We start from the raw sequence: 12,262 nt of genomic DNA, 5'->3' as shown, positions 1-12,262 counted from the left end.
CCGCCGCACCGTCCGCGCCGGGCTCCCCGAGGGGCACGCGGCGGCGGCGGCGGTCGCCGACGACGGTGCCCTGCTCGGGACCGTCGTCCTGGTCCCCGGGCTCGCGGCCACCCCGCGCCGGACGGGTGCCGTCGTGGACGTGACGCGCTACGGGTGCCGGCTGACCGGGAGACACCGGGTCGGGGGCACCGCGGACACCGCCGGGGACGACGACGTCGGGACGGTCATCATGCCGACGCTGCCGCTCCTCGTGCTCTCCGCGGACGAGCGCTCGTCCCTCGCCGACGACCACAGCGGGCCCGGGTGGGGGACCGAGAGGGCATCGGCTTCCCCGGTCGGGTCCGGGACGTGTCCATCCGGCCCGGTGCGTCCGGAGGGCCGGTCTCGTCGCCCCCGGTCAGCTCAGCGGAGACCCGCTCCGACGCGGACCGCGCCGACCGGCAGACCGCCACCGAGGACACGCTCGCCGGTCGCCTGCAGCACCTCGTCCGCGGCGACGGCGTCGACCAGGTCGTTGCGGACGAGCAACGTCAGGGCCGCGAGCGTCCCGGCACGGAGGGCTCCGTCGAGCACCTTGACGGCGACGGCCGGCCCGCCCGGCACACCCATCACCATGACGCCCTCCGCACCGAGCTTCGCGAGGAGCCCGAGTCGTTCGATGGTGACGGTGTTCGCCCGGCCGACGCCGTCGATCGCCCACGGATCCGCCAGGACCGCGTCGGTCAGGGCGGCGGAGTCCTCGTCGGCACGCGCCACGACCCCGGCGATGCCCCGCGCCAGTCCGGTGAGGGTGAGCGGGAACACCGGTGCGCCGCAGCCGTCGGTCCCGACGACGTCGACGACCTCGCCGGTGGCGTCCTCCACCGTGCTCCGGACCGCCTGCTGCAGCGGGTGCTCGATGTCGAGGTACGTCGCCTCGTCCCACCCGTGCACCCGGCACGCGGCGAGCATGCCGGCGTGCTTGCCCGAGCAGTTCATCGCCAGCCGACGGGGACCCGTCATGCTCCGCGCGGTGTCCCGGTCGAACGGCAGGTCGGGCGGGCACCCGAGGTCCTCCTCGACGTGGTCGAAGCGCTCGAGCATCCGCATCGCGAGGGACTGGTGGGACAGTGTCCCGGCGTGACTCGCCGTCGTCATCACCAGCTCCGCGCCCGAGAAGAGCGCCCCGGCACGTCGGACCGCCAGCGCCTGCAGGGGTTTCATCGTCGAACGGGGGTAGATGCTGGCGCCCACGTCGCCGACGGCGTCGAGCACGGTGCCGTCCGCGCCGACGACGACGCCCGCGCCGACGTGACGGCTCTCGTCGAAGCCGGACCGTTCGAGGACGGCCAGTTCGACCGAGCCGTCGGCGGTGAGAGGATGACGGTCGGTGCTGGTGGCCGTGCGCATGGCGCGATCCTACCGACGACCCACACGACGAGAGGACCGCGATGAACGACCACTCCTACGAGGTCTCCGTCCACTGGACCGGCGACCGGGGGACCGGCACGAGCGGGCACCGCGACTACGGACGCGAGCACGTCGTCAGCGCCGCGGGCAAGCCGGACGTCCCCGGCAGCGCCGACCCGACGTTCCGCGGGGACCGCGACCGGTGGAACCCCGAGGAGCTCGTCCTCGCCGCCCTGAGCCAGTGCCACATGCTCAGCTACCTGCACGTCGCCGTGACCACGGGCTTCACGGTGGTCGCGTACGAGGACCGTGCCACGGCCGGTCTCGACCTCCACCGCGACGGCTCCGGCGAACTCACGGGTGCGGTCCTCCGTCCCGTCGTGACGATCCGCGAGGCGGACCGGGTGGAGGACGCACGGGCGGCACACGCCGAAGCGAACCGGCTGTGCTTCATCGCGCGGTCCGTCGCGTTCCCCGTCCACCACGAGCCCGAGATCGTCGTCCTCGGAGCCGACGCATCGGTGGGTACGGCAGGATGACCAGTGTGAAGCGTCTCCGCCTGCTCCCGATCGCCCTCGTGCCCGCCGTGATCCTCGGCCTCGCCGCCTGCTCGGGGTCCGGCTCCTCGGACGCCTCGGCCTCCGCATCGTCCACCCCGAAGGCCACGGCCGCGCCGATCACGTCGTGCCCGAAGCCGGGCGGAGCGTCGGACTCGATCGACGCCACGGGTGACGTCGGCGGTTCCCGGGCGCCGAAGGTGACGTTCGACGACGGCCTCACCGCCGACCCGCCGCAGGCGACCCGCACCGTGAAGGGCACGGGCGCCGCACTCGCCGAGGGCGACTTCGTCCAGGTCGCGTACTCCGCGTACGACGCGAAGGACGCGAAGAACCTCGTGACCGTCGGCTTCGACCAGGGGAACCCCCAGGTCCTCTCCGTGGGCGGCACCGGCTTCGGCGCCCTCCTCGCCTGCGCGCACGTCGGTGACCGCGTCGCCGTCGTCGGTCAGGCCGCCGCACTCGGCTTCAACACGAGCGGGTCGATCGTCGTCGTCGCGGACGTCGTCGAGCAGACCCCGACCAAGTCGACCGGCACGCCGCAGGACCAGGACCCGGCGCTCCCCACGGTCGAGGACAAGGCGGACGGCGAGCCCGAGATCACCATCCCGGACACCGACGCACCCACGAAGACCACGGCCGAGGTCATCAAGCAGGGTGACGGTGACGTCATCGAGGACGGCGACACCGCGCTCGTGCAGTACAAGGGGGTCGCGTACAAGGGCGGCAAGGAGTTCGACTCCTCGTGGTCGAAGGGCTCGCCGACGACCTTCACGATCTCGAACAGCGGGCTCATCCCCGGGTTCGTCAAGGGACTGGTCGGGCAGAAGATCGGCTCGCAGGTCTTGATCGTCGTCACCCCGGAGGACGGCTACGGCGCCAACCCGCCGGAGGGCTCGGGCATCCCCGCGAACGCGACCCTCGTGTTCGTCGTCGACCTGCTGGCCAAGGGCTGAGCCCGGTGTCGGGCCGCCGCCGGGTCGTCCTCCTCGGCAGCACGGGGTCGATCGGCACGCAGGCGCTCGACGTCATCGAGCGGAACCCCGACCGCTTCGAGCTCGTCGGCCTGACCGCGGGCACGGACACCGCCACCCTCGCCGAGCAGGCCGACCGGTACGGCGTCCGCGACACCGCGCTCGGGGCCGCCGACGCGGAACGACTCGTCCGCAGCGTCGAGGCCGACGTCGTGCTCAACGGGATCACCGGATCCGTCGGGCTCGGTCCGACCCTCGCGGTCCTCGAGACCGGCGCGACGCTCGCGCTGGCGAACAAGGAGAGCCTCATCGTCGGGGGCCCGCTCGTGCAGGCCGCCGCGGCACCCGGGCAGATCGTCCCGGTCGACAGCGAGCACTCCGCGATCGCCCAGGCGCTCCGATCGGGCACCGACGCCGAGGTCCGTCGGCTCGTCCTCACCGCGAGCGGCGGTCCGTTCCGCGGGCGCTCGCGGAACGACCTCGTTGACGTCGCACCGGCGCAGGCGCTCGCCCACCCGACGTGGGACATGGGCCTCGTGGTGACCACGAACTCGGCGACCCTGGTGAACAAGGGCCTCGAGGTCATCGAGGCGCACCTGCTCTTCGGCGTCCCCTACGACCGCATCGACGTCACCGTGCACGCGCAGTCGGTCGTGCACTCGATGGTGGAGTTCGTCGACGGCTCGACCATCGCGCAGGCGTCTCCGCCGGACATGCGGCTGCCGATCGCCCTCGGCCTCGCCTGGCCCCACCGGGTCCCGCACGTCGGCGTGCCGCTGGACTGGACGACCGCGAGCACGTGGACGTTCGAGCCGCTCGACGCCGCCGCCTTCGGCGCCGTCGACCTCGCCAAGCGGGTGGGCTCGCTCGGCGGCACCTTCCCCGCCGTGTTCAACGCCGCCAACGAGCAGGCCGTCGCCGCCTTCCACGCGGGGGCGATCGGGTTCCTCGACATCGTCGACACGGTGGCGCGGGTCGTCGACGACCACACGGCGGGGGAGCCGTCGCTCGACGGCGTCCTCGCCGCGGAGCGGTGGGCCCGCCAGCAGGCCGACCGCATCCTCGCCCGCTGACGCGCGCCGGGCCTCCCGTCGGTCGCTCCGACCGGGAGGCACGCAGCACCACCCAGGTCGCTCACGGCTTTCGTCATGGCGAGCGTCCCGTACCCTTTCCCGGTGACCGTCGGAACCGTCCTGCTCTTCGTCCTCGGCGTCGTCGTCTTCGTCATCGGGCTGCTGGTGTCGATCGGCCTCCACGAGCTCGGCCACCTGGCCTTCGCGAAGCTCTTCAACGTCAAGGTGACCCAGTACTCGCTCGGGTTCGGCAAGGCGATCTGGTCCTTCCGGCGCGGTGAGACCGAGTACGGCATCCGGCCGATCCTGCTCGGCGGGTACATCTCCATGGTCGGCATGCTCAAGCCGCGTGCCTCCGGACGGGAGATCACGAACACGGGCATGTACTCGGCGTTCGTGCAGGACGCCCGGGCCGCGAGTGCCGAGCAGATCGCGGAGTCCGGCGGCGACGACTCCCGGGCCTTCTACCGGCTCACCCCCTGGAAGCGGATCATCGTGATGGTCGCCGGGCCGGCGATGAACCTGGTGATCGGGATCCTGCTGTTCGGGGTGCTGCTCGTCGGCTTCGGTGCACCGACCACGACGTTCACCTCGAGTGTCGACTGCGTCCTGCCCACGAGTGCCCGGACGACCTGCGCCGACGGCGACGCGGTGTCCCCGGCGAAGGAGGCCGGCATCCGCGCGGGCGACGTGGTGGTCGCCGTCGACGGCCGACGCAACCCCACGATCACCCAGGTCTCCGACCTCTTCCAGCGCTCCGCGGGCGAGCAGGTCACCGTGGTCGTCGAGCGGGACGGCACCGAGCGCACCCTGCAAGTCACCCCGCAGCTCGCCACCCGCGATGTGTACACGGAGGACGGGTCGGTCGCGAAGGACAGCGACGGGACCACGAAGACCGAGCGCGTCGGCGTCGTCGGGGTGAGCATCGGACAGACGCTCGTCCGGCAGTCGCCCGCCGCGGTGCTCCCCGCGACCGGCGCACAGATCGCTGCCTCGGCGCACCTCATCGTCGACCTGCCGCAGCGGCTCGTCGCCGTCTGGAACGCCGCGTTCGGGGCGCAGGAACGCTCGCAGGACAGTCCGGTGTCGGTCGTCGGCGTCGGCCGGGCGATCGGCACGGTGTCCTCGATGAGCGGCGTGCCCGTGGTCGACAAGGTGTACACGATCCTGGGGCTGCTGGCCTCGCTCAACATCGGGCTGTTCGTGCTGAACATGGTGCCGCTGCTCCCGCTGGACGGCGGCCACATCGCCGGCGCCATCTGGGAAGCGGCCAAGCGTCGTGCCTTCCGGCTGTTCGGCAAGGCCGACCCGGGGCCGATCGACCTGGCGAAGACGATGCCGCTCACGATGGTCGTGGTCGTCCTGCTCGCCGGCATGAGCGCGCTGCTCATCTACGCCGACCTGGTCCGACCGGTGGACCTGTTCGGGTAGCGCCGGAGCCGCGCGTCGGACCACTACGCTGGCGCGCATGAGCGCAGAACCCGTCGCCCGACCGGAGCCGTCGAAGGCGTCGACCGCCGGGCGGACCCGGACCGTCGAACAGCAGGGCACCGACGTCATCGGTGAGGCCGAGCGCAAGGGCCGTCCCCGCGGTCTCTTCTGGCCGTGGTTCGCCGCGAACATCTCGGTGCTCGGACTGGCCTACGGCTCGTTCGTCCTCGGCTTCGGCATCTCGCTCGCGCAGGCGACGGTGGTGTCGGTCATCGGCGTCGTGTTCTCGTTCCTGCTCTGTGGCATCGTCGCGATCGCCGGCAAGCGCGGGTCCGCCCCGACGATGGTGCTGAGCCGCGCGGCGTTCGGCGTCCGGGGCAACCGGTTGCCGTCCTTCCTCAGCTGGGTCCTCACTGTCGGGTGGGAGACCGCCCTCGCCTCGCTGGCGGTCCTCGCGACGTCCACGGTGTTCCGCGAGCTCGGGTGGGACGACGGCGTCGTCACGAAGGCGGTCGCCCTGGTGGTGGTCGCGGCACTCGTCATCGGGGCGGGGATCGCCGGGTTCGACGTGATCATGCGCCTGCAGACGTGGATCACGGTGGTCACCGCGGTGCTGACGGTGGTCTACGTGGTGTTGGCCGCGCCGTCGATCGACCTCGGGACCCTCGCCGACCTGCCGTCCGGCAGCGCCCAGAACGTCATCGGCGCCCTGGTGCTCGTGATGACCGGCTTCGGGCTCGGCTGGGTGAACGCGGCCGCCGACTACTCCCGGTACCTGCCGCGGTCCGCCTCGACGCGCGGCGTCGTCGGCTGGACGACGTTCGGTGGCGCGCTGGCCCCCGCGGTCCTCGTCGTCATCGGCGTCATGCTCGCCGGCTCGTCGACGGACCTGGACGCCGCGATCGGTGCCGACCCGATCGGCGCGCTGACGACCCTGCTGCCGGTCTGGTTCCTCGTCCCCTTCGCGGTGGTCGCGATCCTCGGTCTCGTCGGTGGTGCCGTCCTCGACATCTACTCGTCGGGTCTCGCCCTGCTCAGCGCGGGTGTGCGGATCCCTCGACCGGTCGCGGCGGGCGTCGACGGGGTGTTCATGATCGCGGGCGCGGTCTACGTGGTGTTCTTCGCGACGAGCTTCATCCAGCCGTTCCAGGCCTTCCTCGTGACGCTCGGTGTGCCCGTCGCAGCCTGGTGCGGTGTGTTCGTCGCAGACGTGCTGCTCCGGCGGCGGGCGTACGCGGAGGACGAGCTCGACACCCCGCGCGGCCGCTACGGCGACGTCCGCTGGACCGCGATCGCGCTGGTGGTCGTCGGCACCGTGCTCGGGTGGGGGCTCGTCACGAACACCTACGGCGTCCCGGCCTGGCTCAACTGGCAGGGCTTCCTGCTCGGCCCGTTCGGCCTCGGGGGACGTGACGGTGCCTGGGCCTACGCGAACCTCGGCGTCCTCGTCGCGCTGCTCGTCGGGTTCCTCGGGACCGTGTTGCTCGGCCGACGCGCGATCCGCCGCCAGGAGGCGCTGCCCGTCACCGAGCCGGTGTCCCGCGTCCCCGCGGACGAGCTGCGCCCGTGACGGCCGGACCGGCACGCGCGGACGCATCCCCTCCCGACGGTCCGGACGCCGCCGACGCAACGGGCAGGCCCGACGCACCGCACACGCCCGACGCACCGCGCACGTCTGACGCACCCGACACCGCCGACGCGTGGCTCGTCGTCATCGACATGCAGCACGTCTTCACGGGTGCCAGCCCCTGGGCGGCACCGCGGTACGCCGAGGCGTCCGCGGCGGTCGAGCGGCTCCTCCCGCGCTTCCGCGACCGCACGGTGCTCACCCGGTTCGTCGCCCCGGAGCACCCGTCCGGCGCGTGGCAGCCGTACTACCGCGCCTGGCCCTTCGCCCTCGTGCCCGACGCCGACCCGTTGTACGCGCTCACGGAGCCGTTCGCGGCACTCGCGGCGGGTGGCGCCCCGGTCGTCACCGTGCCGACCTTCGGGAAGTGGGGGACGGGCCTCCGACGGGTGACGGGGGAGCAGCCGCACCTCGTGCTCACCGGGGTCTCCACGGACTGCTGTGTGCTGTCGACCGCGCTCGCTGCGGCCGACGCCGGCGTCCGCGTCACGGTCGTGGCCGAGGCGTGCGCCGGCGCGAGCGACGACGACCACGCCCGCGCGCTCGACGCGATGCGCCTGTACGCCCCGCTCGTCACCGTCGTCGACTCCCTGTGAGCAGGCCGCACCGCGTTCCGTGGACGAGCGCGTAGAGTTCCCACCGTGCCCGCAGTGAACCTCGGAATGCCGAAGGCCCCCGAAACCCTGGCCCCGCGTCGCAAGTCCCGGCAGATCCGGGTCGGCAAGGTCCTGGTCGGTGGTGACGCCCCGGTGTCCGTGCAGTCGATGACCACGACGCCGACCACGAACATCAACGCGACCCTCCAGCAGATCGCCGAACTCACCGCGTCCGGGTGCGACATCGTCCGCGTGGCCGTGCCGAGCCAGGACGACGCTGACGCTCTGCCGATCATCGCGAAGAAGTCGCAGATCCCGATGATCGCGGACATCCACTTCCAGCCCAAGTACGTCTTCCAGGCCATCGACGCCGGGTGTGCCGCGGTGCGCGTGAACCCGGGCAACATCCGGAAGTTCGACGACCAGGTCGGCGCGATCGCCAAGGCCGCGAAGGACGCGGGTGTGAGCCTGCGGATCGGCGTCAACGCCGGGTCGCTCGAGCCGAGCCTGCTGCAGAAGTACGGGAAGGCCACGCCGGAGGCGCTCGTCGAGTCCGCCGTGTGGGAGGCCAGTCTGTTCGAGGAGCACGACTTCCACGACTTCAAGATCTCGGTCAAGCACAACGACCCGATCATCATGGTGAAGGCGTACCGGCAGCTCGCTGAGCGCGGCGACTGGCCGCTGCACCTCGGCGTGACCGAGGCCGGCCCGGAGTTCCAGGGCACGATCAAGAGCGCCACCGCGTTCGGCATCCTGCTCGGCGAGGGCATCGGTGACACCATCCGCGTGTCGCTGTCGGCTCCGCCCGCGCAGGAGGTGAAGGTCGGGCTGCAGATCCTGCAGTCGCTCAACCTCCGCGAGCGCAAGCTCGAGATCGTCTCCTGCCCGAGCTGTGGCCGTGCGCAGGTGGACGTCTACCAGCTCGCGAACGACGTCACGTCCGGGCTCGAGGGCATGACCGTCCCGCTCCGCGTCGCCGTCATGGGGTGCGTCGTGAACGGTCCGGGCGAGGCACGCGAGGCCGACCTCGGTGTCGCCTCCGGCAACGGCAAGGGGCAGATCTTCGTGAAGGGCCAGGTCATCAAGACCGTCCCCGAGGCCGAGATCGTCGCGACCCTCATCGACGAGGCGAACCGCCTCGCCGCGGAGATGGGACCGGCGGCGGGCACCGGCAAGCCGCTCGTCGTCACCTCCTAGGTCCTGGCCCCGTTCCGGACGCACGGCCCGGAACCGGCGGCGGGGGAGCCTCCCGTCCACAGGCGCGGCGGACCGCGACCGCGCGCCGCTAGGCTTGCGGCGTGGTCACACGGCTCTCTCACCTCTTCCTCCGCACGCTCCGCGACGACCCCTCCGACGCCGAGGTGACGAGCCACAAGCTGCTCGTCCGCGCCGGCTACGTCCGCCGCCAGTCGCCGGGCATCTTCGCCTGGCTGCCGCTGGGCCTGAAGGTCCGCGCGAAGATCGAGGGCATCATCCGCGACGAGATGGTCGCCGCCGGGGCGCAGGAGGTCCTGCTGCCGGCGCTGCTGCCGCGCGAGCCCTACGAGGCGACGAACCGCTGGACCGAGTACGGCGACGGCATGTTCCGACTGCAGGACCGCAAGGGCTCCGACTACCTCCTCGCGCCCACGCACGAGGAGATGTTCGCGCTCCTGGTGAAGGACCTGTACTCCTCCTACAAGGACCTGCCGGTCACGCTGTTCCAGATCCAGGACAAGTACCGCGACGAGGCCCGGCCCCGCGCCGGTCTGCTGCGTGGGCGCGAGTTCACCATGAAGGACGCGTACTCGTTCGACCTCGACGACGCCGGCCTGGAGCGCAGCTACCAGGTGATGCGCGACGCCTACGAGCGGATCTTCACCCGGCTCGGCCTCGAGTACGTCATCGTGAAGGCGGACGCCGGCGCGATGGGCGGGTCGAAGTCCGAGGAGTTCCTGCACCCGATCGCGGTCGGCGAGGACACGTTCGTCCGGAGCGCCGGTGGCTACGCGGCCAACGTCGAGGCCTACGTGACGCCGGTGCCCGAGGCGCGGTCGACCGAGGGGCTCCCGGAGCCCGTGCTCCTGCCCGCGGCGGACACCCCGACGATCGAGTCGCTCGTCGCGCACGCCAACGAGGTCGCCCCGCGTGCCGGTGCGCCCTGGACCGCGGCGGACACGCTGAAGAACGTCGTGCTCGCACTGACGCACCTGGACGGCACGCGCGAGGTCGTGGTCGTCGGACTCCCCGGGGACCGCGACGTCGACCTCAAGCGCGCCGAGGTCGCGTTCGCCCCGGCCGAGGTCGAGGCCGCCGGTGACGACGACTTCCGGAAGCACCGCGGCCTGGTGAAGGGCTACATCGGCCCGCAGGTCCTCGGCGCCGACAGCGCGACCGGCCTGCGCTACTTCGTCGACCCGCGCGTGGTCGACGGCACGAGCTGGGTCACGGGCGCGAACGAGCGCGGTGTGCACGTCTCCGGTCTCGTCGCCGGGCGTGACTTCGTCGCCGACGGTGTCGCCGAGGTGTCCGACGTCCGCGCCGGCGACCCGGCCCCCGACGGTTCCGGCCCGCTCGAGACCGCCCGCGGCATGGAGATCGGCCACGTCTTCCAGCTCGGGCGCAAGTACGCCGAGGCGCTCGGTCTCAAGGTGCAGGACGAGAACGGCAAGCTCGCCACCGTCACGATGGGCTCGTACGGCATCGGCGTGACGCGCATCCTGGCGATCCTGGCCGAGGCGCACAACGACGAGAAGGGCCTGGCCTGGCCGAAGCACGTCGCACCGTTCGACGTGCACGTCGTCGCGACCGGCAAGGACGCGACCGCGTTCGACCTGGCCGAGTCGATCGTCGCGCAGCTCGAGGCGGAACGGTACGAGGTCGTGTACGACGACCGCCCGAAGGTCTCGCCCGGCGTGAAGCTCCGGGACGCCGAGCTGCTCGGCATGCCGGTCGTCGTCGTCGCGGGCCGGAACGCCGCCGACGGCATCGTCGAACTCTGGGACCGGGCGACCGGCGACCGCCGGGAGGTCCCCGTCGCGGACCTGCTGGAGGCCGTGCGCGCGATCTGAGTGCCCGGCGTCGAGCCGGGTGTCCGGCGCAAGGCCCGTGGCGGAAGCGCCACGGGCCTTGCGTCGTTCCTGCGGTACGATCGACGACGGCTTCCGCGTGGTCCCATCCGCGGGAGCGACTCATCTGAATACGGAGGCACCTCGGTGAAGATCGACCTCGCAGTCCTGCGACTCATGGAGCGTGAACGGGAGATCCCGTTCGACGAGCTCGTCCAGATCATCGAATCTGCCATCCTGACCGCCTACCAGAAGCACCGCGCCGAGAACGACGAACCCGTCGACGCCCAGGCCCGTGTCGAGCTCGACCGGAAGTCCGGCGAGGTCTCGGTGTTCGTCCCCGAACGTGACGAGGACGACAACGTCATCGGCGAGTCCGTGGACCAGCCGAGCGACTTCGGTCGGATCGCGGCCTTCGCGGCCAAGCAGGTCATCAACCAGCGTCTCCGCGACATCGGCGACGACAAGATCCTCGGCGAGTTCCGCGGCAAGGAGGGCGACATCGTCGCCGGTATCGTGCAGCAGGGCCCGAACCCGAAGATGGTCATGGTCGACCTCGGCACCGTCGAGGCGATCCTGCCCCCGGAGGAACAGGTCCCGGGGGAGACCTACACGCACGGCATGCGACTCCGTGTGTACGTGACGAGCGTCGGCCGCGGCAACAAGGGTCCGCAGATCACCGTGTCCCGCACGCACCCGGGCCTCGTGCGCAAGCTCTTCGCACTCGAGGTCCCCGAGATCGCGTCGGGCGTCGTGGAAATCACGTCCCTGGCACGCGAGGCCGGACACCGCACGAAGATGGCGGTGAAGGCGAACGAGCCCGGGGTCAACGCCAAGGGGGCCTGCATCGGCGAGCTCGGAGCCCGCGTGCGCTCGGTCACCAACGAGCTCGGCGCCGAGAAGATCGACATCGTCGACTGGTCCTCGGACCTCTCGACCTTCGTCGCGAGCGCCCTGTCGCCGGCGAAGGTGACGAGCGCGTTCGTGCTCGACGCCTCGACCAAGGCCGTCCGGGCCCTCGTGCCGGACTACCAGCTGTCGCTCGCCATCGGCAAGGAAGGGCAGAACGCCCGCCTCGCCGCGAAGCTCACCGGCGCCCGGATCGACATCCAGCCGGACTCGATCCTCGACGGCGACGACTGAGCGACATCCCCATCGACGCGGTCCGGTTCGCTCGTGGCGAGAGGCCTCGGGCGCGCCGGATCGCGGTCGTCGGAGTCAAGGAGTAGAGTGGACGCCGTCAGAACGTGCATCGGCAGTCGTCGTCGTGCACCCCGATCCTCCCTCCTCCGAGTCGTCGCCCTGAGCGACGGTTCCGTCGTGGCGGATCCGAAGGCAGTCATGCCGGGCCGGGGGGCATGGCTCACACCGACCGTCGAAGCGTACGAACTGGCCGTCAAGCGCAGGGCATTCCGCCGTGCGCTCCGGCTGGAGCGTGATCCCGACACGTCCGCGGTGCGCGAGTACCTCGCCGGGCTGCAGAGCCCGAACGGCACGGAACCCGAGCACCCGGACATGACAGAACAGGCTGAACGGCTTATGGACAACTGATGAGCGGCTCGAAATGA

At 71.6% G+C, this 12,262-nt stretch carries 11 protein-coding genes; 10 read left to right on the top strand and 1 reads right to left on the bottom strand.

All coding sequences use genetic code 11. The features are described from left to right. Positions 1 to 402: 402 nt before the first annotated feature. Positions 403 to 1,389 (bottom strand): asparaginase, encoded by a 987-nt coding sequence (locus DEJ34_RS08900; RefSeq protein ID WP_110910796.1) that lies wholly within the window; start codon positions 1,387 to 1,389, stop codon positions 403 to 405. A 41-nt stretch (positions 1,390 to 1,430) separates the two neighbouring features. Between DEJ34_RS08900 and DEJ34_RS08895 the strand changes: the two genes are divergently transcribed. The 10 genes from DEJ34_RS08895 (at position 1,431) to DEJ34_RS08850 (ending at position 12,245) form a co-directional block, all read left to right on the top strand. Then, positions 1,431 to 1,928 (top strand): OsmC family protein, encoded by a 498-nt coding sequence (locus DEJ34_RS08895; protein WP_110910797.1) that lies wholly within the window; start codon positions 1,431 to 1,433, stop codon positions 1,926 to 1,928. Between the two features lie 5 nt (positions 1,929 to 1,933). Further along, the gene (locus DEJ34_RS08890) at positions 1,934 to 2,902 is read left to right on the top strand and encodes an FKBP-type peptidyl-prolyl cis-trans isomerase (protein ID WP_110910798.1); all 969 of its coding nucleotides are present in this window, start codon (positions 1,934 to 1,936) and stop codon (positions 2,900 to 2,902) included. Positions 2,903 to 2,907: 5 nt separating this feature from the next. Further along, complete coding sequence (locus DEJ34_RS08885) at positions 2,908 to 3,993, top strand: 1-deoxy-D-xylulose-5-phosphate reductoisomerase (protein ID WP_110910799.1); 1,086 nt, start codon at positions 2,908 to 2,910, stop codon at positions 3,991 to 3,993. A 102-nt stretch (positions 3,994 to 4,095) separates the two neighbouring features. After that, entirely contained in the window at positions 4,096 to 5,424 is a 1,329-nt protein-coding gene (locus tag DEJ34_RS08880) for a M50 family metallopeptidase (RefSeq protein WP_181422200.1), read from the top strand. Between the two features lie 37 nt (positions 5,425 to 5,461). Continuing rightward, complete coding sequence (locus DEJ34_RS08875) at positions 5,462 to 6,994, top strand: purine-cytosine permease family protein (RefSeq protein WP_110890817.1); 1,533 nt, start codon at positions 5,462 to 5,464, stop codon at positions 6,992 to 6,994. Further along, positions 6,991 to 7,647 carry a cysteine hydrolase family protein gene (locus tag DEJ34_RS08870; RefSeq protein ID WP_349774999.1) on the top strand — a complete coding sequence of 219 codons (657 nt, stop codon included), beginning with the start codon at positions 6,991 to 6,993 and terminating at the stop codon, positions 7,645 to 7,647. Before DEJ34_RS08875 ends, DEJ34_RS08870 begins: the two co-directional genes overlap by 4 nt. Positions 7,648 to 7,713: 66 nt before the next feature. Continuing rightward, positions 7,714 to 8,844, top strand: a complete 1,131-nt coding sequence (ispG, locus tag DEJ34_RS08865) for a flavodoxin-dependent (E)-4-hydroxy-3-methylbut-2-enyl-diphosphate synthase (RefSeq protein WP_110910801.1) — start codon at positions 7,714 to 7,716, stop codon at positions 8,842 to 8,844. A gap of 101 nt (positions 8,845 to 8,945) precedes the next feature. After that, complete coding sequence (locus DEJ34_RS08860) at positions 8,946 to 10,697, top strand: proline--tRNA ligase (RefSeq protein ID WP_110900173.1); 1,752 nt, start codon at positions 8,946 to 8,948, stop codon at positions 10,695 to 10,697. A gap of 144 nt (positions 10,698 to 10,841) precedes the next feature. Next, complete coding sequence (gene nusA, locus DEJ34_RS08855) at positions 10,842 to 11,837, top strand: transcription termination factor NusA (RefSeq protein WP_110825089.1); 996 nt, start codon at positions 10,842 to 10,844, stop codon at positions 11,835 to 11,837. Between the two features lie 33 nt (positions 11,838 to 11,870). Further along, on the top strand, positions 11,871 to 12,245 hold the full coding sequence (locus tag DEJ34_RS08850; RefSeq protein WP_349774998.1) for a YlxR family protein: 375 nt from the start codon (positions 11,871 to 11,873) through the stop codon (positions 12,243 to 12,245). Positions 12,246 to 12,262: the final 17 nt, after the last annotated feature.

Origin of the sequence: Curtobacterium sp. MCPF17_050, assembly GCF_003224435.2 — a bacterium.
Lineage (GTDB): Bacteria > Actinomycetota > Actinomycetes > Actinomycetales > Microbacteriaceae > Curtobacterium.
Note: the sequence above shows the minus strand (reverse complement) of the source record. Positions and strands in the feature narration are given on the sequence as shown.